26 protein-coding genes, 1 tRNA gene, 1 pseudogene and 1 riboswitch are annotated in these 26,328 nt (G+C 40.4%); of the genes and pseudogenes, 15 read left to right on the top strand and 13 right to left on the bottom strand.

Going from position 1 to position 26,328, the window contains the following annotated elements:
• Positions 1 to 6 precede the first annotated feature (6 nt).
• From yciH to J1G47_RS06350, 3 genes are all read left to right on the top strand, one after another.
• Entirely contained in the window at positions 7 to 306 is a 300-nt protein-coding gene (yciH, locus tag J1G47_RS06360) for a stress response translation initiation inhibitor YciH (protein WP_035522776.1), read from the top strand.
• Complete coding sequence (gene moeB / locus J1G47_RS06355; protein ID WP_164689487.1) at positions 303 to 1,052, top strand: molybdopterin-synthase adenylyltransferase MoeB; 750 nt, start codon at positions 303 to 305, stop codon at positions 1,050 to 1,052. Before yciH ends, moeB begins: the two co-directional genes overlap by 4 nt.
• A gap of 91 nt (positions 1,053 to 1,143) precedes the next feature.
• A tRNA-Asn gene (locus J1G47_RS06350) sits at positions 1,144 to 1,219 on the top strand.
• Positions 1,220 to 1,342: 123 nt separating this feature from the next.
• Here the strand turns inward: J1G47_RS06350 and argE are convergent.
• A complete protein-coding gene (gene argE, locus J1G47_RS06345) occupies positions 1,343 to 2,485 on the bottom strand; it encodes an acetylornithine deacetylase (protein WP_176443658.1) in 1,143 nt (380 codons plus the stop codon).
• A gap of 472 nt (positions 2,486 to 2,957) precedes the next feature.
• Here argE and J1G47_RS12040 point away from each other — a divergent pair, with 472 nt between their 5' ends.
• The 3 genes from J1G47_RS12040 (at position 2,958) to J1G47_RS06330 (ending at position 8,496) form a co-directional block, all read left to right on the top strand.
• Positions 2,958 to 5,840: an ESPR-type extended signal peptide-containing protein gene (locus J1G47_RS12040; RefSeq protein ID WP_207326512.1), complete on the top strand. Its 2,883-nt coding sequence runs from the start codon at positions 2,958 to 2,960 to the stop codon at positions 5,838 to 5,840.
• A 142-nt stretch (positions 5,841 to 5,982) separates the two neighbouring features.
• The gene (locus J1G47_RS06335; RefSeq protein ID WP_012621529.1) at positions 5,983 to 6,954 is read left to right on the top strand and encodes an IS110 family transposase; all 972 of its coding nucleotides are present in this window, start codon (positions 5,983 to 5,985) and stop codon (positions 6,952 to 6,954) included.
• Between the two features lie 9 nt (positions 6,955 to 6,963).
• Entirely contained in the window at positions 6,964 to 8,496 is a 1,533-nt protein-coding gene (locus J1G47_RS06330) for a YadA family autotransporter adhesin (RefSeq protein WP_207326511.1), read from the top strand.
• A 55-nt stretch (positions 8,497 to 8,551) separates the two neighbouring features.
• Here the strand turns inward: J1G47_RS06330 and apbC are convergent, their stop codons facing one another.
• From apbC to J1G47_RS06315, 3 genes are read right to left on the bottom strand one after another with little or no spacing between them, the layout of a single operon-like run.
• Complete coding sequence (gene apbC, locus J1G47_RS06325) at positions 8,552 to 9,649, bottom strand: iron-sulfur cluster carrier protein ApbC (protein WP_207326510.1); 1,098 nt, start codon at positions 9,647 to 9,649, stop codon at positions 8,552 to 8,554.
• A complete protein-coding gene (locus J1G47_RS06320; RefSeq protein ID WP_207326509.1) occupies positions 9,650 to 11,191 on the bottom strand; it encodes a peptide ABC transporter substrate-binding protein in 1,542 nt (513 codons plus the stop codon). It lies immediately after the preceding gene.
• A 1-nt stretch (position 11,192) separates the two neighbouring features.
• Positions 11,193 to 11,846: a YchE family NAAT transporter gene (locus tag J1G47_RS06315; RefSeq protein WP_005712867.1), complete on the bottom strand. Its 654-nt coding sequence runs from the start codon at positions 11,844 to 11,846 to the stop codon at positions 11,193 to 11,195.
• Positions 11,847 to 12,123: 277 nt separating this feature from the next.
• On the opposite strand from J1G47_RS06315, the gene metN reads away from it, so the two are divergent.
• The 4 genes from metN to metQ all read left to right on the top strand — a co-directional run bounded on the left by metN (position 12,124) and on the right by metQ (position 15,560).
• Positions 12,124 to 13,158: a methionine ABC transporter ATP-binding protein MetN gene (gene metN / locus J1G47_RS06310; RefSeq protein ID WP_035496721.1), complete on the top strand. Its 1,035-nt coding sequence runs from the start codon at positions 12,124 to 12,126 to the stop codon at positions 13,156 to 13,158.
• A complete protein-coding gene (locus J1G47_RS06305) occupies positions 13,148 to 13,825 on the top strand; it encodes a methionine ABC transporter permease (protein WP_160428354.1) in 678 nt (225 codons plus the stop codon). The genes metN and J1G47_RS06305 overlap by 11 nt, the downstream gene beginning before the upstream one ends.
• Positions 13,826 to 13,857: 32 nt before the next feature.
• Positions 13,858 to 14,697, top strand: a complete 840-nt coding sequence (locus tag J1G47_RS06300) for a MetQ/NlpA family lipoprotein (protein ID WP_160428353.1) — start codon at positions 13,858 to 13,860, stop codon at positions 14,695 to 14,697.
• A gap of 71 nt (positions 14,698 to 14,768) precedes the next feature.
• Positions 14,769 to 15,560 (top strand): methionine ABC transporter substrate-binding lipoprotein MetQ, encoded by a 792-nt coding sequence (metQ, locus tag J1G47_RS06295; protein WP_044008980.1) that lies wholly within the window; start codon positions 14,769 to 14,771, stop codon positions 15,558 to 15,560.
• 180 nt (positions 15,561 to 15,740) lie between these two features.
• Here the strand turns inward: metQ and mglC are convergent, their stop codons facing one another.
• From mglC to moaA, 9 genes are all read right to left on the bottom strand, one after another.
• Positions 15,741 to 16,751, bottom strand: a complete 1,011-nt coding sequence (mglC, locus tag J1G47_RS06290) for a galactose/methyl galactoside ABC transporter permease MglC (protein WP_012621733.1) — start codon at positions 16,749 to 16,751, stop codon at positions 15,741 to 15,743.
• A gap of 16 nt (positions 16,752 to 16,767) precedes the next feature.
• Positions 16,768 to 18,288, bottom strand: coding sequence for a galactose/methyl galactoside ABC transporter ATP-binding protein MglA (gene mglA / locus J1G47_RS06285; RefSeq protein ID WP_005712879.1), 1,521 nt, complete (start codon positions 18,286 to 18,288; stop codon positions 16,768 to 16,770).
• Between the two features lie 51 nt (positions 18,289 to 18,339).
• Complete coding sequence (gene mglB, locus J1G47_RS06280; RefSeq protein ID WP_010786924.1) at positions 18,340 to 19,332, bottom strand: galactose/glucose ABC transporter substrate-binding protein MglB; 993 nt, start codon at positions 19,330 to 19,332, stop codon at positions 18,340 to 18,342.
• A gap of 123 nt (positions 19,333 to 19,455) precedes the next feature.
• The gene (locus J1G47_RS06275) at positions 19,456 to 21,297 is read right to left on the bottom strand and encodes a GNAT family N-acetyltransferase (protein WP_207326508.1); all 1,842 of its coding nucleotides are present in this window, start codon (positions 21,295 to 21,297) and stop codon (positions 19,456 to 19,458) included.
• Positions 21,297 to 21,785: an rRNA maturation RNase YbeY gene (gene ybeY / locus J1G47_RS06270; protein ID WP_160439200.1), complete on the bottom strand. Its 489-nt coding sequence runs from the start codon at positions 21,783 to 21,785 to the stop codon at positions 21,297 to 21,299. Before ybeY ends, J1G47_RS06275 begins: the two co-directional genes overlap by 1 nt.
• Positions 21,786 to 21,816: 31 nt before the next feature.
• Positions 21,817 to 22,269, bottom strand: coding sequence for a molybdopterin synthase catalytic subunit MoaE (gene moaE, locus J1G47_RS06265; RefSeq protein WP_010786927.1), 453 nt, complete (start codon positions 22,267 to 22,269; stop codon positions 21,817 to 21,819).
• Positions 22,270 to 22,515: a molybdopterin synthase sulfur carrier subunit gene (gene moaD / locus J1G47_RS06260; protein WP_010786928.1), complete on the bottom strand. Its 246-nt coding sequence runs from the start codon at positions 22,513 to 22,515 to the stop codon at positions 22,270 to 22,272.
• 84 nt (positions 22,516 to 22,599) lie between these two features.
• The gene (gene moaC / locus J1G47_RS06255; RefSeq protein ID WP_005712888.1) at positions 22,600 to 23,079 is read right to left on the bottom strand and encodes a cyclic pyranopterin monophosphate synthase MoaC; all 480 of its coding nucleotides are present in this window, start codon (positions 23,077 to 23,079) and stop codon (positions 22,600 to 22,602) included.
• Positions 23,080 to 23,232: 153 nt separating this feature from the next.
• Positions 23,233 to 24,252 carry a GTP 3',8-cyclase MoaA gene (gene moaA, locus J1G47_RS06250; RefSeq protein WP_075605930.1) on the bottom strand — a complete coding sequence of 340 codons (1,020 nt, stop codon included), beginning with the start codon at positions 24,250 to 24,252 and terminating at the stop codon, positions 23,233 to 23,235.
• Positions 24,242 to 24,377: riboswitch (molybdenum cofactor riboswitch) on the bottom strand. (Overlaps the previous gene by 11 nt.)
• A gap of 301 nt (positions 24,378 to 24,678) precedes the next feature.
• Here moaA and J1G47_RS06245 point away from each other — a divergent pair.
• From J1G47_RS06245 to J1G47_RS06225, 5 genes and pseudogenes are all read left to right on the top strand, one after another.
• Positions 24,679 to 24,981, top strand: a complete 303-nt coding sequence (locus J1G47_RS06245; RefSeq protein ID WP_005712894.1) for a type II toxin-antitoxin system HigB family toxin — start codon at positions 24,679 to 24,681, stop codon at positions 24,979 to 24,981.
• A gap of 9 nt (positions 24,982 to 24,990) precedes the next feature.
• On the top strand, positions 24,991 to 25,353 hold the full coding sequence (locus J1G47_RS06240) for a helix-turn-helix domain-containing protein (RefSeq protein WP_005712896.1): 363 nt from the start codon (positions 24,991 to 24,993) through the stop codon (positions 25,351 to 25,353).
• Between the two features lie 40 nt (positions 25,354 to 25,393).
• Complete coding sequence (locus tag J1G47_RS06235) at positions 25,394 to 25,540, top strand: type II toxin-antitoxin system RelE/ParE family toxin (RefSeq protein ID WP_010786932.1); 147 nt, start codon at positions 25,394 to 25,396, stop codon at positions 25,538 to 25,540.
• 76 nt (positions 25,541 to 25,616) lie between these two features.
• Positions 25,617 to 26,015: a DUF423 domain-containing protein gene (locus J1G47_RS06230; RefSeq protein WP_010786933.1), complete on the top strand. Its 399-nt coding sequence runs from the start codon at positions 25,617 to 25,619 to the stop codon at positions 26,013 to 26,015.
• Positions 26,015 to 26,254: pseudogene (locus J1G47_RS06225) on the top strand (methyltransferase); the annotation flags it as partial. The gene J1G47_RS06230 and the pseudogene J1G47_RS06225, both read left to right, overlap by 1 nt.
• Positions 26,255 to 26,328 lie beyond the last annotated feature (74 nt).

Below are 26,328 nucleotides of genomic sequence, written 5' to 3'. Positions count from 1 at the left end.
TTACAAATGACTTTAGTGTATTCCACAGAAATTGGTCGAATTACACCAGAAAAACCGAAGGCTGAACGTCCGAAAGGTGATGGCATTGTGCGTATTCAACGCCAGACAAGTGGTCGTAAAGGGAAGGGCGTTTGCGTAATTACAGGTGTTGATTTAGATGATCGTGATTTGGTGGCACTAGCTTCTGAACTTAAACGCAAAACAGGCTGTGGTGGCTCAGTTAAAGATGGTGTGATTGAAATCCAAGGAGATAATCGAGATCAGCTTAAGCTAATGTTGGAGCAGAAGGGATATAAAGTTAAATGACAATGCTGAATTCAGAAATATTACGATATAATCGTCAGATTATATTGAAAAGCATTGATTTTGATGGGCAAGAAAAGTTAAAAGCAAGCCGAGCCTTAATTGTTGGATTGGGTGGATTAGGTTGTGCAGCGAGCCAGTATTTAGCAAGCAGTGGTATTGGATATTTAACCTTAGTTGATTTTGATACGGTTTCACTTTCTAATTTACAACGACAGGTACTACATTCTGATGCAACTATCGGCATGCCAAAAGTAGAATCGGCTAAAAAGCGTTTACATGAACTGAATCCCCATATTCAAATCGAAACCATTAATGCGTATTTAGAAGAAGATGAATGGGCTAAATTGATTCCCCAATTTGATGTAGTTTTGGATTGTACAGACAATGTGACAATCCGTAATACACTCAATAAAATTTGTTTTAATGTAAAGAAACCGCTTGTATCAGGCTCAGCTATTCGTTTTGAAGGGCAAGTGAGTGTTTTTCTTTACCAAAAACAAGATCCCTGTTATCACTGCTTAAGTCAGTTGTTTGGAGAAAACACTCTTAGTTGCGTTGAAGCTGGGGTTATTGCTCCTATTGTCGGTATTATTGGCAGCTTGCAAGCATTAGAAACAATTAAAGTTTTACTTAATATTGGTCAAATATTGTCTGGACGGCTTTTAGTAATTGATGGTTTAAATTTTTCTATACGAGAAATGAAGTTGCTTAAACAGTCAAATTGTTATATATGTAGTAAAGAATAAGGTTAAAATTCGCTCATTGTTCAAGAATTGAAAAGTTTGGTTTAGACATTTGACGATGTCAGAGATTTTCCCTACTATGCAAGCGTTATGTTCTTCCTTAGTTCAGTCGGTAGAGCGGCGGACTGTTAATCCGTATGTCGCTGGTTCAAGTCCAGCAGGAGGAGCCAAACGATTTCCTCCTTTAGTTTTTTGCTTTTGGTCTTGTTTTATTTGTCTCCTTTTATAAAACAGTAATTCATACCTCCTAGAATTAGATCAAAAGAGTTGCCCCGTACAGGGGCTTTTTTTACCTAGCAAAAATGGTGAATTAATTTTGCTAATAATTCTCTTGTGGGTTCAATAAATTTTGCATCTAAATATTCGTTAGGTTGGTGAGCCTGTTCAATGTTCCCAGGGCCTAAAATTAGTGTTGGGCAGAGTTGTTGAATAAAAGGTGCTTCAGTGCAGTAATTAACTGCTTTACATTCTTCTCCTAATAATTTTTCAACCACCTTTACGATCTGGGCGGAATGTTCGCATTCATAGCCAGGAATACCCGCATGTAAGGCTTTAACTTGAATGCGATCCCCCCAAGTCTCAATAAGAGGCGCAAGATATTGTTGCACTAAATCCTCTGCATCTTGGATGGCTAAATTAGGTAATGGTCGAACTTCTAGTTGTAGCTCACAGCAAGCACAAATACGATTTAGGGCATCACCACCATGAATATTTCCGAAGTTGAGGGTAGGATAAGAAACACAGAATAACTCATTATGGTATTTTTGTTTTAAGCTATTTTTGAGTTGAAGTAAGTTACCCACCACCTCATACATAATTTCAATAGCATTAATTCCATTGGCAGGATTACTGGAATGGCCAGATTTACCAATAACCTGAACTGTTTGAGCAAGATGGCCTTTATGTGCTCGGATAGGTTTAAGAGAAGTAGGTTCTCCAATGATCGCACAATCTGGGCGAATATGTGCATGTTGTGAAAAGGTTCTTGCACCAAGCATCGTTGTTTCTTCATCCGCAGTAGCTAAAATCCGTAATGGCTTTTTAAGTTTTGCTAAATCAATTTGATTGAGCACATCAACCACGAAAGCAAAAAAGCCCTTCATATCTGCAGTACCTAATCCGTAGAATTTCCCTTCTTTTTCTGTAAGCTGAAAAGGATTGAAATTCCAGAGCCCCTCATCATAAGGCACAGTATCTGTGTGCCCAGCCAGTAATAAGCCACCATCTCCTTCGCCATAAGTTGCAAGTAAGTTATATTTTTGATGAGAGCCGTTAATGGCAATGATTTCTGTTTTAAATCCTAAATCGCTAAACCAATAAGCCAATAACTCAATCAATGCTTTATTGGATATGTCATATTTTTCATTCAGGCTACTTATGGTAGGAATTTGAATTAATTGGCGATAACGCTCAATAAAAGAGAGATGTGTTGTCATTTATTGATCCTTTCTTGAGAAGAGTATAGAAACACAGCTTGTTAGTATTTTAAGGAAAGTAAGTATAATCATATCAATATTTAACTCATCTTTTTCAAAAAAAAAACGAAAAATTCCTGTTATTTTATCTTTAGTTTTGTGTTACGCATTGTTTTTTTTTTTTTTTTTTACAATAGCGTGCGGGGACATTTGTGCATCCTGAAAACGTAAATAAAGGTTTATGATGCTTATTAGCTTGTAGGGTGGGTCTTGACCCACCATGTAGCCGTAACATATTGATTTTATTGGTGGGTTAAAACCCACCCTACAATATTCAATCCATCTAATATATGGTTTGTCAAGGAGTTAACTTCCCCCGCTTGCGGGGGAAGTGCCCGAGCGAAAGCGAGGGCGATGGGGGCATTTGTACATCCTGAAAATGTAAATAAAGGTTTACGATGTTTTATTAGGAAAAACAGTAGAGAAGGTTATTATGAATAAAATATTTAGAGTTATTTGGAGTCATGCTCAACAGGCTTGGGTGGTTGTGTCTGAGTTAGTAAAGTCTCATACCAAAACATCCACTTACACGGATAAAAGAGCTCAAGTATGCACCTCAGATTATTTTTTAGATAAACAGCAAGATAAATTTAAATTAAGTCTTTTAAGTCTAGTATTACTAGGTATATTTTTTAGTCCATCAGCTGCTGCTAACACAACAAATACCGCACAAGCATATCTTCAAGATGGTGCTACTACATCGAATAATGGATATGACGCCGGTACTATTGGTATTGGTAAAGAGAGTAAGGCTTCGTATGGTGCTATTGCTATCGGTCAGAAGTCAAAAGCTGAAGCTAGGCATAATATTGCGATAGGTTATGACACACAAGCAGGAGACCACAAAGACCACGTAAACTCTGTTGCGGTAGGCAACAATATTAAAATAGATGGGAAGGAAGCAGTTGCCATCGGGAGTGCTTCAAAAGCGGGAAAGGGATCTGTTGTCTTAGGCAGACAAGCCAGTGCGGCAAATATTGAACAAGCAGTTGTAATAGGTCACTCTGCTACTGCAAGTAAGGCAAAATCTATTGTTATCGGGGCAAATGCCAAAGCGGATGGGTATGGCTCCATATCAATCGGTGGAGATGATTTAAAAACAACGAAATATCAACCTGATGATACAGCCCAAGTCCAACCCCAACCCCAAAAAACAAAAATAACAACTGCGAGTGGTGGAGCCTCTATTGCTATTGGGGGTGGTTCTTTGGCTAAGGGCGAAGGATCTATTGTTTTAGGTCCTTTAGCATCTGCAAATAAAGATGAAGGCATTGCTATCGGTGCGAATAGTAAGTCTACCGATGAGTACGGTATTGCGGTTGGTGGTAGTGCAACTGCTACTGGAAAATACGCCGTTGCTCTTGGTTGGGGCTCGAAAGGTGTTGGGATAGATTCCATTGCGATAGGTAAGTCTGCGACAACAGCAGGGGCATCTTCTGTTGTTGTGGGTGCCCATATCGCTGTGACAGGTCAAAACTTAGTGGCAGTTGGAAGCCAAGCAACTGCTGAAAATCATGCTACTGCCTTGGGTTATATGGCCTCTGCTGGTGGTAGGAGCTCTGTTGCTGTGGGTGAAAGAGCCAAAACAAATGGTAGTGCTGCTAGAGCAACCGCACTTGGTAATAATACCGTTGTCACCGTGGGTGGCGGTGTGGCATTAGGTTATGGTTCTAATGCAAGTACAGCTGGCGGTGTAGAGGGGTTAAAACAAAATCATTCTGTCACAACGGAAGCAAGCACTGAAGCTAACGGCTTTAAATCCACACAAAAGGTTGATGGTAATAATATTGGTGCGGTTTCTGTCGGTGTAGGCTCAGGTAGTAAACTCATCAAACGCCAAATCACCAACGTTGCTGCAGGTAAAGAATTAACCGATGCGGTAAACGTGGCACAGCTTAAATCTTTGACGATGAAAATTGGTGGTGATACCAATGATAATACACCAAAAGTGGGGTTGTGGGATGGTACGCTCAAGGTAAAAGGCGGCAACGGTCTTACTTCCCATGCTAATAACGATACGATTACGGTTAAATTAACCAATGAGACTAAAAGCAAAATTGATAAGATTGATGAATTAGAGACTAAAATAAATAAAGGTATTACTTTTAAAGGAGATCACGCTCTTCAAACTGATTCAATTAAGCTAGGGGAAACACTAAACGTTGAAGGGAGAGACAATGAAACAGTTGTTACTGCAAAAAATAAAAAACTTGTTATAGGTTTAGATATTGGTGTTATAAAGCAACTGGCTCAGATTGACGCTAAAATGTCATCCTTTAAGATTAAAACGAATAACACTGAAGCTACAATTAAGGATGGAAATACGATCCAGTTTACTGCAGGAAATAATATTAAATTAGAACAAAAGAACGGAAATATTACGATTTCTACGATTGGTAAGTTAATTAAAGAGACTAAAATCCTAAATAATGGTGATTTGAAAATTACTTATACGGATAACACCCATGATACTATTACTAAGGGGAAAGACGGTAAAAATGGTGAGAAAGGTGAGAAAGGTGATAGAGGGGAACAAGGGTCTCCAGGGGTAGCAGGGCCTAGAGGTGAAGCTGGTCCTAAAGGTGAAGCTGGTCCAGCAGGGCCAGTAGGTCCAGCTGGACCACAAGGTAAAACTGGTCCTGCAGGTCCAGCTGGAGCAACAGGACCACAAGGTCCAAAAGGACCTAAGGGCGATAATGGTGATCCAGGACCAAAAGGCGATAAGGGTGACCCTGGTGAAGCAGGACCAATGGGCCCTCGAGGTCCTGCGGGTGCAACTGGTCCAGCAGGACCACGAGGCCCTGCGGGTCCTAAAGGAGATACGGGTCCAAAAGGAGATGCAGGTCAGAAAGGTGAAACTGGCCCTGCGGGTCCTACGGGACCTAAGGGTGACAAAGGTGATACGGGTCCAGCAGGACCACAAGGACCTACGGGTCCAACGGGACCACAAGGACCTACGGGGCCAACGGGACCACAAGGACCTGCGAGTCCAACGGGATCACAAGGCCCTGCGAGTCCAACAGGGTCACAAGGCCCTGCGGGTCCAACGGGTCCAGCAGGACCACAAGGACCTACGGGTCCAACGGGGCCTGCGGGTCCAACGGGACCACAAGGACCTGCGGGTCCAGCAGGACCACAAGGCCCTGCGGGTCCAGCAGGACCACAAGGCCCTGCGGGTCCAGCAGGACCACAAGGCCCTACGGGTCCAATGGGGCCTGCTGGTCCAAAAGGAGAAAATGTGGGAAGTGGTTTAGGTTTGAAAGATGATGCTGAATCAAATAAAACGGCACTTACCCCTTGTATATTAAAATTATAGTAAACTAGCAACATAAACCATAACGTTATCCACAGCTTGGGTGTCCCTAGAGCTAAAACTCGTTCTGTAGCGTAGGCGTGGATAACTTCATCAGCAAAACCGAACAGTTGAAATATAAACCCGAATACAAGGCAGGTTACCGATGAACGCTCCGATTTATTGTGGTATTGATGTTGCTAAACGCAATTTCGTGATTGGTTTTTCCCATCAGAAAAAGACCAAAACCGAAACCAATAACGCCAAAGGTATTCAACATACCTTGGACTATTTAAGCCAGTTTAATGTGGCTCTGATAACGCTTGAAGCAACGGGTGGATTAGAAATCCCCGTGGCAAAAGCCCTTGCTCGAGCAGGTTATCGTGTATTTATTGCTAATCCACTGAAAGCCAGTGAGTTTGCAAAATCTCAAACGAGAGCCAAAACCGATGCAAAAGATGCGGTTAATCTCGCTTTCTATGGGCTCACTTGTGAGCTTAAAGGCGAAGTAGAGCATCAGTTGTATGTTCCGCTTTCTGAGCAAGAAGAACAGCTGGAAGCCCTTGTGGTTCGCCGTCGTCAGCTTGTCGATATGCGAGTAGCAGAGCTAAATCGTTTGCAACAAAGCCACGAAACCCAGTTGGACAATATCCAACAACACATTGAAATGCTTGATAAATTAATCGCCGAACTTGATAAAGATATCGACGACCAAAGTAAGCATTTTAGTGATAAAGCTGACCTTATCTCAGACATCAAAGGCGTTGGCAAAAATTGCGTCGCCGTGATGATGTCAAGCCTGCCGGAATTAGGCAAGCTAAGCAGCAAAAGAATTGCCTCACTCGTTGGCGTTATTCCGCATCCACAGGAAAGCGGTCAATGGAAAGGAAAATCCTTTTGCTATGGTGGTCGAGCGATTGTTCGTAATGCCTTATATATGGCAGCACTATCGGCAATTCGCTTTGAACCTGTTTTTAAAGCCTTTTACACCCGATTGGTTGCAAAAGGCAAAGCGAAGAAAGTCGCTATTATGGCGTGTATGCGTAAACTGCTAACCATTATGAATGCGTTGGTTAGACGCAATGAAAAATGGGACGCTACACGCTACTTATCCACAGAATCTGTGGGTCAAAATTGAATAACTTTTTTGTGTGTAAACACAGTTGCTACAGATGCACAAAAAGCTATTGCTGGTGATAACAAAGACGGTAAAGGCGGCTTATTGGCTCAAACGGGTGATGCGTTAAATAATGTAGCGACAGTGAAAGATTTACAAGCCATTGCACAAGCGGGCTTAGACTTGACGGGTAACAACGCCGATACCACTGTACATCGTCCATTGGGTACGAAGTTAACCGTTGAGGGTGAAGGCAAATGGAATGGTAAGGACTCAGCGGCTAATAACCTTTATGTGGAAGCGCAAGTGGCAGATAACAAACTTGTTGTGAAAATGAACAGGGATTTAACGAACTTAAATTCTGTGACTTTAGGCACTGCGACAATGACTGGTGATAAGAATACAATCAACCTTACTGGTGCAGGAGAGAAAGTCGAGGAAGAGTTTGTTAAATGGGACCCAGTGACTAAACAACCTATTCTTGATGAGAATGGCAATCTCCAGAAATATAAAGAGAAAGTTGATCCCCGTGTGAAACTGAGTGGTATTGCTGATGGTGATATTTCACCAAATAGTACTGATGCAGTGAATGGTCGCCAAGTTTATGTTTTAACCAATCGTATCAGGTTCTTCCACACCAATGATGGTCATAATGCAGAGGAGCAAATTAACCATAAGTCGAATACAGTGGACTCTCGTGCAACAGGTTCATACTCTACTGCAGTTGGTTACAAGGCTCACGCGAAAGGGGAGAGTTCTGTTGCTTTAGGTAACGGGGCTACAGCTGGAGAGCAAGGCGTGGCTATTGGTCACGGTGCTGTGGCGTCAGGTAAACAATCTATTTCGATTGGTACCGGCAATGTGGTGAGTGGTAATAACTCAGGTGCTATTGGTGACCCTAATACAATTAAAGCAGATCGCTCTTATGCATTAGGTAATAATAACCAAGTGAATGCAGGTCAATCTGATGTGTTTGTTGTCGGTAACAACGTGAAAAACACAACCAGCAACTCGGTATTCTTGGGAACAAACTCAGGCTATGTAGCAGCAGGTGCAACCACTGCGGGGGCAGGTGCTTTAGAAAGCCAAGTAACAGGTGGTATGTATAACGCTTACGCAGGTGGCAAAGCTACTGAAGTGAAAGGCGTGGTGAGCGTGGGTAATGTAGACAGTAATGGCAAAATGGAAACTCGTCGTATTCAAAACGTTGCACCTGGTTTAATCTCTGAGCAAAGTACCGATGCGATTAATGGTAGCCAGTTGTATAGCTTAATATCTCAGCACAAGGTGCAGATGGGCGATATTCACAATAAGATCAACCGTAATAATAAAGCTCTGCGTGCGGGTATTGCAGGTTCTAACGCCGCAGCAGGTTTACCACAGGTTTATATCCCTGGTAAATCAATGGTTGCGGTATCAGCGGGGACTTTCAAAGGTCAATCTGCATTAGCAGTGGGTTACTCAAGAGCATCAGATAACGGCAAGCTGATCCTTAAATTACAAGGTAATGCAAATACTAGTGGTGAAATGGGCGGCTCTGTGGGGGTAGGTTATCAGTGGTAGATATGATAGGAGCTTATAACAAATTTTGTTATAAGCTCCTATTTTGATATCACGATTACTTCACTTCACGAATCATAATTTCTGATGGGATTACACTACCTTGCCAATACAGCTCAGTCGAAACTTTTAAGGCTAAATCAAGGTAGGCTTGGCTGATTTCGTGGTTAGGATCTGCTACCACCGTTGGCGTACCTTTATCTAAATCTTCACGTAAACGAATATGTAATGGCATTTGTCCTAACACTTGCGTTTGGTATTTTTCTGCCACTTTATTTGCACCACCTGTGCCGAAAATGGTTTCGTGGTGTCCGCAATTTGCACAAATATGAACGCTCATATTTTCAATAATACCTAACACTGGCACCGATACTCTTTGGAACATTGCGATCCCTTTGATCGCATCAAGCAACGCAATATCTTGTGGCGTAGTCACCACCACTGCCCCTGTTACTGGAATTTGTTGTGAAAGGGTAAGTTGGATATCGCCTGTACCTGGGGGCATATCAATGACCAAATAGTCTAAATCAGGCCACCACGTTTCTTGGAGTAACTGACTTAATGCACTGCTTGCCATTGGTCCACGCCAAATAGTTGCGTTATCAGGATCCATTAAATAGCCGATAGAATTAGAGTATAAACCGTGGGCTTCAATCGGGGTAATATGTTTATTGTCTGGCGATACAGGGCGTTGGTTTGCTGCGCCTAACATATGTGGAATTGAAGGGCCATAAATATCCGCATCTAAAATACCCACCCTTGCACCTTGTGCTTTAAGAGCTAACGCAAGATTGACCGATGTGGTAGATTTACCTACGCCACCTTTACCCGATGTGACCGCAATAATGTTTTTCACACCATTTACCGCAGGGTGACTATTGGCACGCTTTAAGGTCGCAATTTGGTAATTTAACACCCATTTCACACCGCTTGCACCACTGATTTCTTTCAGTTTTGCTTCCGTTGTTGCCTTTAATTGTTCAAATCCGCTGTTCCACGCAAAAGGTAGCGTAAATTCAAGACGTAAAATCCCAGCGCCTAATTCGGCTTTTTTTAACGCATTTAATGCGATTAAATCTTTTTGTAAGGTTGAATGTTGAAAACCTTGTAAAACACTTTTAATGCCAGCTAATTGCTGTTCGGTAAGTTGGTTCATTTACTTATCCTTATGATATTGTCGAGTTAAATCTTTGCTATAAATAGTTTCACTTGCATTTTGTTCATCAAAGCCTTGAATTGTTGGAGCAATGCTCATTCGGCGTTGATATTGAAAAAGCGGTAAGATTGCGACATCTTCTTCCAATTGATGTGCTATTGTAGCAATTATTCTTTGCCTTTTAACTGTATCTAAAGGCTGTTCTTGTAATTGTAACAACAGTTCATCTACTTTAGCGTTGCTATAACTACTTTTATTATCAGGGCTTTGGCTATGAAATTGCGTTAAAAAGAGTACAGGATCAGGATAATCCGCACACCAGCCTGAACGAATTAGTTGGAAATCTTTGTGCTCTCGTTTTGCAAGTAATTCTTCCCAGCTAACCGCTTGTAATTGTACTCTAAATAGTTCAGATTGCCCTAATGCTCTTACTATTCTTTCAGCAATTTGTGAATGTTGCCCTTGTCTATCATAACTCAAGGTTAATTTTAGCGGATTGCCGGAATGGATCCCTTGTTCATTTAATAACTGCTCTACATTGGTATGAGAAAGCGAATGTCCCATTTCACTAAATAGTTGTTTCGGTATCATTAAATGTGAAGGTATGCCATTGCCTTTGCTGATTTCTATCGGGGAAATCATTGCTCGCACTGCTTGACGTATTGGCTTCTGAGCAAATAACGGATCATTGAAGTTAAATTCATAAAAGTAATTACACAAGCGAGCAAAACGTTTTTCGTGTTGATGATAGTTTTCCAACGGATTTTCAATAATATCGAAACGGCTTGGATTTTGTACTGAGGTAATTAAATGATATTGCACTACTTGGAAAGGCGTATTTTTATCCCTTGCTTTCAGTTGCAACAGATTTTTTTCAAGATGCTCAACTCGATAACTAGCGTTACTAACGAGATCCGTTGAATTTGGTTTCTCACCTAGATAGGTTGGCAATAATGCTGAATGAGCCAGCATTTTAGGCAGTTGATAATTCGCTTTTTCCAGCTGAACTTGTAAAGTGTAAGGGTTTAACGCCTTAACTCCCAAAGCATCAGGGGGTAATTCACCAGCCAAGACAGCTCGGCTATTAACAATCCCCATATAGACTAAATAATGTGCTAGTGGTGAGGCATTTTTAGGGTCACTCAACCGTTGCCAGCTTACAACAAAATCTGCGGAAGTCACCGCTTGATCATTCGACCATTTCGCATTTTCATCTAAAATAAACAGCCAGTTTTTACCATCTTCACTAAACCACTCTTTTGCCACAGCATTCTGAATTTGCCCTTTAGGATCAAACGCCATCAAGCCTAAAAATAGATCTCGAACAACCCCAGCCTCAGCAGATATTCTGACAAAATGAGGGTCTAATTGTAGCTCGGTTGCGTAAATTGCACGGCTTAAAACATTGGTTGGTTCTGCATTAGGCAAAGGTCTAACGGAACCGTTATTCTCTTCTGGATCGCAGGCAACAAACCCCACGATACAAGCGGTCACAAAAAGCCCTTTTTTGATAAATTGCATAATGCGTTGAATAAATGCCATTTTAATGAATTGCCGTTAATCCAGGAAATAGGTTGCTTAATCCAGCAACAATAATTTCAATACCTAATGCCATTAGAATTAAGCCCATAATACGAGTAACGACATTCGAGCCAGTTTTACCAAGGCGTTTCACCAAAGGGGCTGAGAAGCGGAATAAAATATAACAGATACCTGCAAATAAGATGATTGCCACGCTAAATCCAACCAGATCTACCCAAGTATGATAACGTGTTCCCCAAACGATGGTCGAACCTATCGCTCCAGGTCCAGCCATAATCGGCATTGCTAAAGGCACAACCCCGATATTTTCATATTCAGACAGGTCAGCATTTTTTTCTTCCTTATTCTGCTTATGTTCGCCCAATTTACCGCTAATCATCGTCATCGCAATGCTCACAATCAAAATCCCCCCAGCGACGCGGAAAGAATTCAGGGAAATACTGAAAGCATCTAAAATCACTTTTCCAAAAAATAGGCTGACAAGCAAAATAACCCCAACAGAAACAGAGGTGATCAAATTAGTACGATTGCGATCAGCTTCATACTGATGAGCAGTCATACTAAAAAAGATCGGTAAAGTTCCGAATGGGTTTACGATAGCGAATAAACCGATAAAAAACTGAAGGTAAATCGCAAAATTAATAATAATATCCACGGGCTTCTAAATAAGGACTAAAAAATTCGGACTATTATAATCAGGAATGTTGGAAAAGGCTTGTAAAAATTTAATTTTCTTATCGAGGATAATCAATAGACGAAGTTGTAGAGATTTGATGTGAATCTATTTCAGTAGTTCCATAAGGCATTCAGGAAAGCTATCTATCATAATATTCCATTTTTGAATAAAAAATTTCATTTTTGAATTGACATAGCAATCTAGACGTCTAAAATAGCCTAGATTTTAATTTTTGATAAAGTGTGGATTGATAACTATGATTCAGCTGAAAAATATCAGCAAGCAGTTTGAGGTGAAAGGGAAGAAAATTACTGCCCTTGATAATGTTAGCCTTGAAGTGCCCAAAGGTGCAATTTATGGTGTTATCGGTGCTTCGGGGGCGGGTAAAAGTACGCTCATTCGTTGCGTAAATTTATTAGAACGTCCAACTATCGGGCAAGTGATTGTTGATGGTAAAGATTTAACGACGCTTTCTGAGAAAGAGTTAAACCTTGCTCGTCGTAAGATCAGTATGATCTTCCAACATTTTAATTTGCTCTCTTCTCGTACTGTGTTTGAGAATGTGGCGTTATCGTTAGAGTTAAACCATACGCCGAAAGAGCAAATTCAGCAAAAAGTCAGTGAGTTGCTAGAGTTAGTTGGTTTGGCGGATAAACACGATGCTTATCCGAGCAATCTTTCAGGTGGTCAAAAACAGCGTGTAGCAATTGCTCGTGCATTGGCAAATGATCCGCAGGTATTGCTGTGTGATGAAGCAACCAGTGCGTTAGATCCTGCAACAACGCAGTCGATCTTACAATTGCTGAAAGATATTAATAAACGTTTAGGCTTGACGATCTTGTTGATTACGCACGAGATGGAAGTGGTTAAACGTATTTGTGATCGTGTAGCAGTGATTGAGAAAGGGCATTTGGTGGAAAGCGGTTCGGTTAGTGAGATTTTTTCCAATCCAAAAACAGAATTGGCACAACGTTTTATTCAATCTACTTTCCATATTGAATTACCGCAGGAATATATGGAACAGCTTTCTCAAACACAAACGCCAACCAGTAAGCCGATCATTAAATTTGAATTTACAGGGCGTTCTGTTGATGCACCATTACTTTCTCACGCATCGAAGAAATTTGGAATCGACTTTAGTATTTTGATGTCGCAGATTGATTATGCGGGTGGTGTGAAGTTTGGTTTTGTGATTGCTGAAGTAGAAGGTAATCACGATGCGATTGCAGAGGCAAGATTTTATTTGATTGATAATAATGTCAAAGTTGAGGTATTAGGTTATGTGGAATGATTTTATCAATGAACTCACACCAAAAATGTGGGAATTGGTGGCGTTGTCCACATTAGAAACGCTCTATATGGGGTTTGCTGCAACAGCTTTGGCGGTTGTTGTTGGTATGCCGATTGGCTTCATTGCTTTTTTAACAGGCAAAGGAGAAATTTTAGAGCATAAAGGTTTACATCAAGTGCTTGATGTGATTATCAATATTGGGCGTTCAGTTCCCTTTATTATTCTACTTGTGGTGTTATTGCCTTTTACGCGTTTACTGGTTGGTACAACACTAGGAACGACGGCGGCGATTGTGCCATTAAGTGTTTCTGCTATTCCGTTTTTTGCACGTTTAACCTCAAATGCACTCTTAGAAATTCCAAGTGGTTTGACGGAAGCGGCAAAATCAATGGGGGCAACAAATTGGCAAGTGGTTTCTAAATTCTATTTGCCTGAATCTTTGCCGATTTTAATCAATGGCATTACGCTAACGTTGGTCGCTTTAATTGGCTATTCAGCAATGGCTGGTGCTGTTGGTGGTGGTGGCTTGGGGAACTTAGCTATCAGTTACGGCGAACATCGTAATATGGTCTATGTAAAATGGATCGCAACTGTTATTATCGTAGCGATTGTGATGATTAGCCAAAAAATAGGCGATGATCTCGCAAAACGTTACGATCATCGTTAATTTGCAAACATAACTTTTAAGAGGACTTTCCTATGAACTTTAAAAAATTATTAGGTTTAGCCGTGGTTTCTGCTTTAGCATTAACTGGCTGTAAAGAAGAGAAAAAAGCAGAAGCACCAGCGGCAGCACCTGCTCCAGCAGCACAAGCACAAAAAATTAAAGTGGGTGTAATGTCTGGTCCTGAGCATACTGTTGCTGAAAAAGCAGCTCAAATTGCAAAAGAAAAATATGGTTTAGAAGTTGAATTTGTGTTGTTCAATGACTATGCGTTACCAAATACAGCGGTAAGCAAAGGTGATTTAGATGCAAATGCTTTCCAACATAAACCTTATTTAGATAAAGATTCTGCATCAAAAGGTTTAGATAACTTAGTGATCGTGGGTAATACTTTCGTGTATCCATTAGCAGGTTACTCTAAAAAAATCAAAAATGTCGCTGAGTTACAAGATGGTGCAGCGGTTGCTGTACCAAATGACCCAAGTAACCTTGCTCGTGCATTAATTTTATTAGAAAAACAAGACTTAATTAAGTTAAAAGATAACACCAACTTATTCTCTACTTCATTAGACATCGTTGAAAATCCAAAAAACTTAAAAATTCAGGAAGTTGATACTTCTGTTGCGGCGAAAGCATTAGATGATGTAGATTTAGCGGTTGTAAATAACACTTATGCAGGTCAAGTTGGTTTAAATGCGACAGAACACGGTGTTTTCGTTGAAAATAAAGAATCACCTTATGTGAACTTAATCGTAGCTCGTAAAGATAACCAAGCAAGTGAAGCAGTACAAAACTTCGTGAAAGCATACCAAACTGAAGAAGTGTTCCAAGAAGCTCAAAAACATTTCAAAGATGGCGTGGTAAAAGGCTGGTAATTTAACTAAATAAAAGAGAGTGATTTAGTCTAGGTACTAGTCACTCTTTTTTATTATTGAGAGGATATAATATGAATTTCAAACACTTGCTAGGATTAACCTTTGTTTCTATCTTGGTTTTAACAGGGTGTAATGAGAAAAAAGAAGTATTAAAAGTTGGTGTAATTTCAGGACCTGAGCATGAAGTCATGGAAGTGGTAGCTAAAGTTGCCAAAGAGAAGTATAACCGTGATTTAGAGTTAGTGATTTTCACCGATTACGCAACACCAAACGAAGCCTTAAATAAAGGCGATTTAGATGTCAATGCGTTCCAACACAAGCCGTATTTAGACAAACAAATCGCAGATAAAGGCTACAAATTAATACCAGTAGGTAATACATTTGTTTATCCGATTGCAGCCTATTCTAAAAAAATTAAGTCAATTAATGAACTTAAAGAAGGCGATAAAATTGCGGTACCAAACGATCCAACAAATTTAGGTCGAGCACTAATTCTACTTGAGAAACAAGGGTTAATTAAGTTAAAAGACAATACTAACTTACTTTCAACTCGTGTCGATATTGTGGAAAACCCGAAAAATTTAGAGATTCAAGAAGTTGAAGCGCCATTGCTTCCTCGTACCCTTGATGATGTAGCATTTTCTATCATTAATACAACTTATGCGGGTCAAGTTGGTTTGACGCCAACCAAAGATGGCATCTTTGTAGAAGATAAAAATTCACCTTATGTGAATTTAATAGTTTCTCGTGAAGATAACAAAGATAAGGAAATTGTCAAAGATTTTATTAAAGCCTATCAATCTGAAGAAGTGTTCAATAAAGCGAACGAAGTGTTCAAAGGTGCGATGGTAAAAGGCTGGTAATATTTGCTATAAAAATATAGATATTATTTAGCAGCGAATTGTTGTGAAATGTGTTTGGCATATAGACAAAAGAGTTGGTTTTAATTATTTTTCTAATTATTACCAACTCTTTTTATTCATTTTTAAAAAAGAGCTTAAAGCCTTGTATTATAAAAGATTTTAAGCCCTATCTATGTATGACTATTTTTTCTTCGCATATTTGAGCGAGTCAATTGCAACTGCAAAGATGATGATACTACCTTTGATGATGTACTGCCAGTATGGGTTTACACCAATATAGGTTAAGCCGTAGTTGATAACGGTGAAGATTAGTACTCCTGTTACCACGCCGATTACTGTACCTACACCTCCAGCGAAAGATACACCACCTACTACGCAAGCGGCAATCGCATCTAACTCGTACATAAAGCCTAAGTTGTTAGTTGCACTACCGATACGGCCAGCTTCTAACATACCACCGAATGCATAGAAAATACCTGCGATCATATAGATAACCACTAAGTTACGAGCAACGTTTACACCAGATACTTTTGCAGCTTCTGGGTTACCACCGATAGCGAAGATATTTTTACCAAAGCGAGTTTTGTTCCACATAATCCAAACAAGGATTGAGGCAATCGCCGCATAGATGGTAATGTAAGACAATCTAAAGCTACCGATTTGGAAGAAGCCTTGTGCAAAGGTTGAGAAACTTTCGTCAAAGCCTGCGATTGGTGATGAACCTACAGCATCATAGTAGAGTGAGTTGATACCATAGACGATGATCATTGTTCCCATTGTCGCGATAAACGGCGTTACGTTGAGATAGGCGATAACTAAACCATTGACTAAACCGATGACAGCACCGATAGCACATACAGTTAAAATAACCACTGGAATTGGAATTTCGCCTAGATTTGGGAACACTCGGTTCATATTATCCATTGCTTGTAGCATTGTTGCAGCAACCACAGCGGCTAAACCAACTTGGCGACCTGCGGATAAGTCAGTACCTTGTGATACAAGCAAACCAGCAACCCCAAGTGCAATGATTAAACGCACTGAAGATTGGGTTAAGATGTTACTAAAGTTGCGTAAACTTAAGAAACTTGGATCTTGTGCGATAATGATCACTAATAACACAAGCAATACAAAATAAATCGCATTTTGTTTAAGAAAATCTAAAGATTTAGTTTGAGTAAGTGTGGACATAATTCACTTCCTTCTTTTATAAATATTTCGCAGAAAGCTGTAAAATCTCTTCTTGAGATGTTTTAGCTGTTTCTACGATCCCTGCAACTCTACCATTGCTCATCACTAAAATTCGGTCTGTCACCCCTAATAATTCAGGCATTTCTGATGAGATCATAATAATGCCTTTATCTTTTTGAGCCAGTTGCATAATGAGCTGATAAATCTCATATTTTGCGCCGATGTCGATACCACGAGTAGGTTCATCAAGCATAAGAATTTCAGGTTGCGTTAATAGCCAACGTCCAATAACTACTTTTTGTTGGTTACCACCTGACAACGATCCGATATTTGTTTTATGAGATGGTGTTTTCACATTCATGGAATCGATCACCCATTGGGTATCGCTCTTCATTTTAGCACTGCTGAGTAATCCAAACGAACCTAAGTAGGATTTCATATTAGAAATCAATGAGTTAAATTCAATGCTTAAGTTCGCATAGATCCCTGTTGAACGGCGTTCTTCCGTCACCAGTGCAAAGCCGTTGTTGATGGCTTCTAAAGCGGTGTGATTTGCCATTTCTTTTCCGTGTAATTTCACTGAGCCTTCTTTTCGCTCACGCACGCCGAAAATGGTTTCGACAATATCCGTACGTTTTGCCCCAACTAAGCCTGCAATCCCTAAGATTTCCCCTTTGCGTAATTCAAAGCTGACATCTTGGATAGACGGTTGATTTTTGGCAGTCAGGTGTTGTACTTCTAAAATCACTTCTTTTGGTGTATTGGTTTTTGGTGGGAAGCGTTGAGTTAATTCACGTCCTACCATCATAGATACAATGCCGTCCATTGTCGTTTCTTTTACTGGGACAGTATTGATCCATTTACCATCACGCAAGATCGTAATTTCATCACAAATTTTGAAAATTTCGTCCATTTTGTGAGAAATATAGATAATGCCACAGCCACGATTTTTTAGTTTTTCAATAATTTTGAACAGATGTTCCACTTCTTTTTCTGAAAGTGAAGACGTTGGTTCGTCCATAATCACAATTTTAGCGTTATAAGAGAACGCCTTGGCAATTTCGATCATCTGCATTTGTGATACAGAGAGATTTGCCACTTTTTCTTTTGGATCAATATCAATATCAAGTTCATCAAAAATCGCTTTGGTGTCTCGATACATTTTTGCGTGATCCACAAACATACCTTTCAATGGGTAGCGACCAAGCCAAAGATTGTCCATTACGTTACGCTGACGGACAAGATTTAATTCTTGGTGAACCATTGAAATTCCATTCTCTAAGGCTTCTTTAGAGGTTTTAAAATTAACAGGTTTGTCTAGAAATAGAATATCGCCTTCATCTTTGGCATAGATACCAAATAAACATTTCAGCAACGTTGATTTACCCGCCCCATTTTCACCCATTAAAGCGTGAACCGAATGAGAACGAACAGTCAAGTTTGCGTTATCTAATGCTTTTACACCAGGAAAGGATTTACTGACATTGGTCATTTGGAGAAGCACTTGGCTCTCTGGATGTTCTGTGTTTTCTGTCATATCCAACCTCACAAAATAAGGGGAGGTTTCCCTCCCCCAAACTACAAATCATTATTTTAAGAATTCAGAAAGGTTATCTTTATCTACGCCAACATAAGGAATACGTAATACTTTCTCTTTTAATTCCCATTTAGTACCTTCAGTTGGTGCTTTCTCTGCGGCTAAGTTTTTAGCGAGATGCACAACTGCTTTACCTTGGTTTACACCGTCATTTAATACAGTACCTGCAATTTCACCTTTTTGGATTAATTGAAGTACTTCTGGTAACGCATCAACACCGAAGATAGGTAATTTTTTACCGTGTGCTTTAGCTGCTTCTAATGCACCCATCGCCATACCATCGTTGTTTGCAATCACAACTTCAATGTTGCTTGCTTTTGAGCTAGATAACCAAGCATCTACTTTATCTTTTGCAAGCGCTGCGTCCCACATACCAGTATCTACGAAGAGTTCTTCTGTTTGGATACCTAATTTATTTAATTGCTCAACAGAATATTTAGTACGAGCTTCAGCATCTGGGTGACCTGGTTCACCTTTTAACATAACGTATTGGATTTTACCGTCTTTGTTTAAGTCATACGCTGGGTTTGCTTTCCAGTGTTTCGCAATTAATTCACCTTGAATTACGCCTGACTCTTGTGGGTTAGTTCCAACGTAGAATGCTTTGTCGTAGCTACCGATAGCTGTATCACCTGGATCTTTGTTAAAGAATACCACAGGGATACCTTCTGGTTTTGCTTTACCGATAATGGTTGGAGCTGCTGATGGGTCAACTAAGTTGATCGCAAGAGCTTTAACGCCTTTTGAAATTAATACATCAACTTGGTCGTTTTGAATTGATTGAGCATTCTGTGAGTCGTTCATTAATAAATCAACACCACCCACTACTTTCGCTTCTTTTTCAATTTCTTGACGCATTAACGACATAAAGTTGTCGTCATATTTATAGATTGTCACCCCAATGCGATCCGCTGCTTGTGCTGTTGATGCGATTGCACCTAAACCTACTGCTAATGCGATTGTACTAAGTACCGCTTTTTTCATAATTAGCTCCTATATGGATTTTTGAATGAGATAAAATTGTCACTATCACAGTAACTCTTGGAATTTTACTCCAAAAAAGGAAAAAAGAATGTGATCACACTCACAAAATTGCAAACGTTTTCATTACATTTCACCAATTGCTGAAATTGTTTTTAACTTACACTTAATTTTTCTAACCCATTGTTTTTGCGATATTTTTTTATCTTCAGATTGTTTTTCAAACACTGCTTGTAAAAATGTAATCGAGGGTTGGTTAATATACAGACGTTTTAAGCTTGCATAACAAGCAGAAAGAGTTCTTTGATGAAAAACAAAACCTTGCACATTTTTTTTATCAATAAAATTAAAAAGATACTGCTCTTTTGCTGGCAAAATTGAAATCGTATTTTGCAATGTATCCGCAAAAGGCAACAGCGGAAAATCTCGTTCAAACTGTTGCTTTGCTTGTTGAGCAAATATTTTCCCTTGTACAGAGAGCGGATAAATCATCATTGCACTGTGATAGCCACTGCTTGCTTCAGGGGTTGGCGTAATCTGAACTAAATTAAAGCCACAAGATTGCCAAAAATACAATAATTCAGGAGTAAGCCCAAAACTGACCGAAACAAAATCTACAAGCGGTGGCATTTGCGAAATAATCTGCGAAACCAACCGCTTGCCATAGCCTTGCTTTTGATATTCAGGCTGTACCGCAATACGGGAAATTCGCACAGACTTCAAACGGCAAGCATCAGGTAAATTGCCTTGAAAACAGAGATATTGAGCAACCAAATTCCCTTGCGGACGGCGTTCGCCACGCCAAATAGCTTGAGTGAGTTTATCATCTAATCCCCCTTCATTCACCGCCCAGCAACCCGCGATCAACTTTTCCTGCTCTTCAAGATAAAAATAGCGTTGATCAGGTGCGTCAAACAGACGACGCAAATCCGTTGGCGTTGTTTTGTAATGTGCTTGGGCGAGTAGGTGATAAAAGTTAATTAATTTATCCAAATAACTTCCCCCCTTTGAAAAAGGGGGGCTAGGGGGGATTTGATATTCTAATAATAACAATTGATTAACAAAAGCCTCCAACGGATCATTCTCCCCCCACCTCAACGGTTGGCTCAATGTCCACTGTTTCGTAGAACGGCTTAATGTCGGCAAAAACTTCAAACAAAAACCACGCCCAGTACCTTCATAATTTTGAGTTGTTGTGGTTAGCACCACTTTATCAAAATAGGCACAAAACTGTTGCAACATCGGCAAAGGTAAACTCGCTGCTTCATCAATAAATAGCCATTGCTTCGGTGAGATATTTTGCTGTTCGATCATCTGAATTAAACGATCAGGGGCAAAGAATTGCACTTTATCACTTTCAATCCCCTTCCAAAAATTTGGTAAGGCTGAATGGCTACGGGCGGTAATGGATACCGTATATTGCTGAGAGAGCTTTTCTGCGAGCTTGCCCGATAATGTCGATTTTCCACGACCACGAGAGGCGAGAATAAGATGAACATCGGCAGGATCAAGCGGTAAGTTATCGAAGATATTTTGCTGATCTTGGGTAAAAACAATTTCCCCCCTTCCCCCTGCTTCGCAGGGTACTTCCCCCGTAAACGGGGGCAGAATTTCATTGACCAGCGTTTTAAAATAACGAAAGAAATTCGGTGTAGCAATCGGCTGTTGAGCGTTCCAACGTAACGCATCAAAATCGACTTGTTGCTCTAAATTATCCCATTCTGGACAGACCAAATAGAGCGTGCCACCTTCTTGAATAGTGCCTGCCACAATCGCCAATGCGTCAAGATTAAGACAAACACCGCCTTCGGTTCGCATATCGTAAATAGCATAGGGAAACTCTTGACCGAGTAATGTTTTGGCGTTGGAGAAGGGGAGAGATGTCGGCGAATCAGGTAAGAAAATACCGCCGACATCGGCAGTCTCAAAAGAAGATGGGAGATGATCGATAACCGTTAGATGACGCATTATTCTTCAATCGTTTTTTCCGCAATATAGGGATCATCAAACCCTAGCGACTGCATAATTTCCGTTTCCAGACTTTCCATTTCTTCGGCTTCTTCATCGGTTAAATGGTCGTAGCCAAGCAGATGTAATGTACCGTGAATTGCCAGATGCGCCCAGTGAGCTTCGAGCGGTTTTTCTTGTTCAACCGCTTCTTTTTCGACGACCTGACGACAGATAATTAAATCCCCCAACAGCGGTAACTCAATCCCTTCTGGCATTTCAAACGGGAAAGAGAGTACGTTAGTCGGTTTGTCTTTGCCACGGTAGGTTAAATTTAACTCGTGGCTTTCGGCTTCATCAACAATCCGAATAGTGATTTCCGTTTCAGGATAATCCGCCGTTTTCGCTTCCATTGCTAACGCTTTATCCACCCAGTGTTGAAATTGAGCTTCCGTCGGTAAGCCTGCTGTATTTTCAGAGGCAAGTTGGAGATCGATATATAAATTCATTTGCAAAATTTTCCTAAAATCTAACCGCTTATTACCACTTATCCGCCGCTTCCTGATCGCTCTCACGCCCTTCAATCCAACGGTCGCCGTGATCGGTGGTTTCACGTTTCCAGAATGGAGCTTTGGTTTTTAGATAGTCCATAATAAATTCATTGGCGTGATAGGCGTTGCCACGATGAGCAGAACTGACACCGACTAAAACAATTTCATCACCCGTATAAAGCTGTCCGATACGATGAATAACCGCAACACGTTGCAGTTCCCAACGGCTTCTTGCTTCATCAACAATTTCTCGCAAGGCTTTTTCGGTCATTGCAGGGTAGTGTTCCAAGTATAAACCTGACACGCTATCGCCCAAATTCATTTCACGCACTTTGCCGACAAAAAGGGTAGTTGCACCAACGGAATGTTGTTCACTCAACCATTTATAGATCGCATTTTGATCGAAGGGATCTTGTTGAACTTGAATAAGTGTTTGTTCCATTTAGCCCCCAGTTACTGGTGGAAAGAAAGCCACTTCATCGCCGTCTTTAATTTCAGCAGACAAAGGGGAAATGGTTTGATTAATGGCGACTAACAATTTCCCTGCTTGTAGTGCTAACGCCCATTTGTCGCTACGTTCGGCTAAATGTTGACGAAGCTGCTCAGCAGTAGTGAAGGTTGCTTCAACCTCTAAGCTATCTACGCCCACTAATTCACGGGTTTGGGCGAAAAAGAGTACTTTAATCATTGTGTATTTATCTCGTAGTAGGGTGGGTCTTGACCCACCATTTTCTTATCCCATTTTGATGTTGTCGGTGGGTTAAAACCCACCCTACGATTTAGCGACAAAATCGCCTGATTTCCCACCGCTTTTACTGAGCAATCGAACTTGCTCGATTACCATATCTTTTTGCACCGCTTTGCACATATCATAAATCGTCAAAGCAGCGGCACTGGCTGCGGTTAAGGCTTCCATTTCTACGCCGGTTTTGCCCGACAGTTTGCACAGGGATTCAATCCGTACTTGATTTTTTTCAGGCAGGGCTTCGAGTTGTACTTCCACTTTAGAAAGCAGAAGAGGGTGACAAAGGGGAATGAGTTCCCACGTTCTTTTTGCCGCTTGAATGCCGGCAATGCGAGCAGTGGCAAAAACATCGCCTTTGTGGTGGTTGCCTGAAATGATCATCTGTAACGTTTCAGGGTTCATTGTTACAAAGGCTTCCGCACGAGCTTCTCGCACGGTGTCTTGCTTGGCAGAAACATCAACCATATTGGCTTCGCCGTTTTGGTTTATATGGGTAAAGGTGTTCATTATTTTCTCTTTGTAAAATATTAATGATGTAGGGACACACTGCGTGTGTCCGCATTAATTAAATATATTTTTGAAAAATCAGAAAATGGACGCCAAGCGTCCCTACAATGTTTCATAATAGATTTTTGGACACACGCAGTGTGTCCTTACAGATTACCCCCCAATCGATGCCAAATTATTTCTCACGCCACTATCGCCAATATGCAAATAATGGTGTTCGCGCTTGCCTTGCAGAGCGGATTTTAATCTGGCTTCGAGTTGAAATTGTTGCTCGTCCGATTGTAATAAATCCCGAATATCAATACCTTCTTCGCCGAACAAACAAAGGTGCAATTTGCCTAATGCCGACACTCTCAAACGGTTACAGCTGGCACAAAAATTCTTTTCATAAGGCATAATCAAACCGATTTCCCCTTGATAATCAGGGTGGGCGAGAACTTTAGCAGGGCCGTCAGACATCGCTTGGGGTTGTAATTGCCAACCTTCTTGGGTCAATTGTTCTAAAATGGATTGCCCTGAAAGGTGCTGTTGCTGGAAAAAGTGATCCATTTCGCCGGTTTCCATTAACTCAATAAACCGCATTTGAATAGGGCGATCTTTAATCCAACGCAGGAAATCGTCCAAACCTTTAGCGGTATATTGCTTCATCAACACGGCATTCACTTTGACTTTTTTATAGCCAATTTCAAAGGCACGCTCAATACCGTTTAACACCGTTGCGAGTTTATTTTCCCCTGTAATCAAATGAAATTGACGTGGCTCAAGGCTATCAACACTCACGTTTAAATGGGTAATTCCAGCTTGTTGCCATAACTCAACATCACGTTCCATTCGATAACCGTTGGTAGTTAATGCAATTTGGCGAATACCTGCCGTTTGTGAAAGGCGATGAGCGATTTCTAAAAAATCCTTGCGTAAAGTCGGCTCGCCACCAGTAATACGGATTTTCTCTGTACCTAAATTGGCAAAGGCTTGAGCAACACGTTGAATTTCATCGACAGACAGAAAGGTTTGTTTATGCGACGGCGGACGATACCCCTCGGGCAAACAATAGTTGCAACGAAAGTTACAGACATCGGTAATCGACAACCGTAAATAAGTGTATTGACGTTGGAAACGGTCGATCAAACCTTGCTCAAACTCGTTCCCGACATTTTTAATTGGGATTTGCAATGTGACACCTTTCTAAATATGAGAGGAGAGCCGATTTCTCAACTTTCCCTGTGTAATCAACAAATTACAGGCACAGTTTCCATATCGCTAGACTTAGGAAAACAGGCTCGGGGTCGGATAATTTGAGGAATTGTAGTAACTGAATGACAATTAAGCAAGGGGTTGTTATGTAATTGTTTAATTAAGCAACGTTATTTTATCGGGGCAAACCCCTTTTGATACATATCAAGGTTTTTATGATGGTTTCTGTTAGGCTAATCCTATTTTTATTTAATGGAAAAAGAGTAATGGATAAACGCACACACTGGTCGTGCTTGGTCGATACACAAGCGGTGGTTTTAGAGTGGAAAGATACATCAGGGGGTTTAAAAGAATTGCAAAAAATCCCAAACTGGGATAAAGTGTAAGTTATTCAGAGGGATCGTTATGCGAATTATTTCAACATCAAAATTGGTGGATTATTACACTAAGCACCCTGAAACAGAGCAACCATTAAAGGCTTGGATTTCAGAAGTAAAAAAAGCGAATTGGCAAACCGCAAATGAAATTAAACAACAATATAGAAATGCGAGTATTCTAAAAGATAGACGAGTTGTTTTTAATATTAAAGGAAACCACCATAGATTAGTTGTTGCAATTGCCTATAAATTAGGAGCGGTTTATATTAAATTTATTGGTACTCACGAAGAATATGACAAGATAGACGCAAATAGCCACGAACAAGCATAGGAGAAATAAATGAATATTAAACCACTTAGAACTGAACAAGATTACCAAGAAGCCCTTTCTCTTATTGAACCTTTTTTTGATAAAGAAGATGAGCTAACCCAAGATGAATTAGACTATTTTGATGTAATGGTGACATTGATTGAAAATTATGAAGCAAAACATTATCCGATTGATCCACCTACCCCGATTGAAGCGATAAAATTTAGAATGGAGCAGGAGGGGCTTAATATCAAAGATTTAGATGGTATTATCGGAAAACCTAATCGTGTATCAGAAGTTTTTAATAAGAAAAGACCATTGACACTAAATATGATCCGCAATATTCATCATAAGATGGGAATTAGTGCGGATATCCTTATTCAGACAGTATAGTATTGTTTTATGTGGGATTTTTTCCCCATTAACATTTGATATGCTGTCATTCAAGCGGTTATTTGCAACAAAGCAACATATTACAGATACTCAACTGCTTGAAGCCATTCAACGTGCAAAGAATGGTCTAATAGATGCCCATTTGGGTGGTAATATCATTAAACAACGTATTACCAACAAAGGCTAAGTACGAAAGTGCTTAGCCTTTTGTTTTTGCTTAAAAAGGAATGTGATATATTGCACGAAAATTTTAAGGAGATACGATGAAAAACAAATTTCTTCCTTTTTCAGCCCTAAGTGGTTTTTTCTGTATCGCTTTTGGGGCTTTTGCGGCTCACGGTTTGGAGAAGGTTTTAGATCAGAAAGCGTTGGCGTGGATTGAAACAGGCTTGCAATATCAGATGTTTCATACGTTAGCATTGATGGCGTTGGGGCTGTTTCAAATTGCAAATTTTTCGCAAAATCCGCCCGCTTGTAGAGCCAAAGCCTTTAACATTATTGGCGGTAGTTGGGTGTTAGGGATTTTGCTGTTTAGTGGCAGTTTATATGCGTTAGCCCTAGGGGCAAGCCGAGTTTTTGTTTGGACAACGCCTATTGGCGGTACGCTATTTTTAGTGGGCTGGGCGGCGTTGGTTTATATTAGTGTGAGAAGTCAGAAGTAATGAATAAATTAGCTTTATACTGCCGTGCAGGTTTTGAAAAGGAAGTGGCAGGTGAAATCAATGATAAAGCGGCTCAATTGGGAATTTATGGGTTTGCTAATCTCAAAGAGAACAGTGGTTATGTGATTTTTGAGTGCTATCAGGCAGGAGAAGCGGATAGATTAGCCAGAGAATTAGCCTTTAATCAGTTGATTTTTGTTCGTCAAATGATTGTGGTAGGCGAGTTGTTGCAGGAGATACGATTGCTTCGTTATTAGAGAAACAAGGGCTGAAATTTGCTATTCAGACAAAACATTTGTATCACGATAGGGAA

The sequence above is a fragment of the Glaesserella parasuis genome, from assembly GCF_017352235.1.
Taxonomy (GTDB): Bacteria; Pseudomonadota; Gammaproteobacteria; order Enterobacterales; family Pasteurellaceae; genus Glaesserella; species Glaesserella parasuis.
This window is presented reverse-complemented; position numbering and strand designations above follow the sequence as displayed.

What these genes read in the sequence shown, in the direction of transcription:
- ybeY (WP_160439200.1), bottom strand. Translation starts at nt 21,785, where the DNA reads ATGAATTTATATATCGATCTCCAACTTGCCTCTGAAAATACAGCAGGC.
- J1G47_RS06335 (WP_012621529.1), top strand. Translation starts at nt 5,983, where the DNA reads ATGAACGCTCCGATTTATTGTGGTATTGATGTTGCTAAACGCAATTTC.
- J1G47_RS06245 (WP_005712894.1), top strand. Translation starts at nt 24,679, where the DNA reads ATGCGAATTATTTCAACATCAAAATTGGTGGATTATTACACTAAGCAC.
- apbC (WP_207326510.1), bottom strand. Translation starts at nt 9,649, where the DNA reads ATGAACCAACTTACCGAACAGCAATTAGCTGGCATTAAAAGTGTTTTA.
- J1G47_RS06305 (WP_160428354.1), top strand. Translation starts at nt 13,148, where the DNA reads ATGTGGAATGATTTTATCAATGAACTCACACCAAAAATGTGGGAATTG.
- argE (WP_176443658.1), bottom strand. Translation starts at nt 2,485, where the DNA reads ATGACAACACATCTCTCTTTTATTGAGCGTTATCGCCAATTAATTCAA.
- J1G47_RS06275 (WP_207326508.1), bottom strand. Translation starts at nt 21,297, where the DNA reads ATGCGTCATCTAACGGTTATCGATCATCTCCCATCTTCTTTTGAGACT.
- mglA (WP_005712879.1), bottom strand. Translation starts at nt 18,288, where the DNA reads ATGACAGAAAACACAGAACATCCAGAGAGCCAAGTGCTTCTCCAAATG.
- moaE (WP_010786927.1), bottom strand. Translation starts at nt 22,269, where the DNA reads ATGGAACAAACACTTATTCAAGTTCAACAAGATCCCTTCGATCAAAAT.
- metN (WP_035496721.1), top strand. Translation starts at nt 12,124, where the DNA reads ATGATTCAGCTGAAAAATATCAGCAAGCAGTTTGAGGTGAAAGGGAAG.
- J1G47_RS06300 (WP_160428353.1), top strand. Translation starts at nt 13,858, where the DNA reads ATGAACTTTAAAAAATTATTAGGTTTAGCCGTGGTTTCTGCTTTAGCA.
- moeB (WP_164689487.1), top strand. Translation starts at nt 303, where the DNA reads ATGACAATGCTGAATTCAGAAATATTACGATATAATCGTCAGATTATA.
- J1G47_RS06320 (WP_207326509.1), bottom strand. Translation starts at nt 11,191, where the DNA reads ATGGCATTTATTCAACGCATTATGCAATTTATCAAAAAAGGGCTTTTT.
- yciH (WP_035522776.1), top strand. Translation starts at nt 7, where the DNA reads ATGACTTTAGTGTATTCCACAGAAATTGGTCGAATTACACCAGAAAAA.
- moaC (WP_005712888.1), bottom strand. Translation starts at nt 23,079, where the DNA reads ATGAACACCTTTACCCATATAAACCAAAACGGCGAAGCCAATATGGTT.
- J1G47_RS06235 (WP_010786932.1), top strand. Translation starts at nt 25,394, where the DNA reads ATGCTGTCATTCAAGCGGTTATTTGCAACAAAGCAACATATTACAGAT.
- J1G47_RS06240 (WP_005712896.1), top strand. Translation starts at nt 24,991, where the DNA reads ATGAATATTAAACCACTTAGAACTGAACAAGATTACCAAGAAGCCCTT.
- moaD (WP_010786928.1), bottom strand. Translation starts at nt 22,515, where the DNA reads ATGATTAAAGTACTCTTTTTCGCCCAAACCCGTGAATTAGTGGGCGTA.
- J1G47_RS06230 (WP_010786933.1), top strand. Translation starts at nt 25,617, where the DNA reads ATGAAAAACAAATTTCTTCCTTTTTCAGCCCTAAGTGGTTTTTTCTGT.
- mglB (WP_010786924.1), bottom strand. Translation starts at nt 19,332, where the DNA reads ATGAAAAAAGCGGTACTTAGTACAATCGCATTAGCAGTAGGTTTAGGT.
- metQ (WP_044008980.1), top strand. Translation starts at nt 14,769, where the DNA reads ATGAATTTCAAACACTTGCTAGGATTAACCTTTGTTTCTATCTTGGTT.
- J1G47_RS12040 (WP_207326512.1), top strand. Translation starts at nt 2,958, where the DNA reads ATGAATAAAATATTTAGAGTTATTTGGAGTCATGCTCAACAGGCTTGG.
- mglC (WP_012621733.1), bottom strand. Translation starts at nt 16,751, where the DNA reads ATGTCCACACTTACTCAAACTAAATCTTTAGATTTTCTTAAACAAAAT.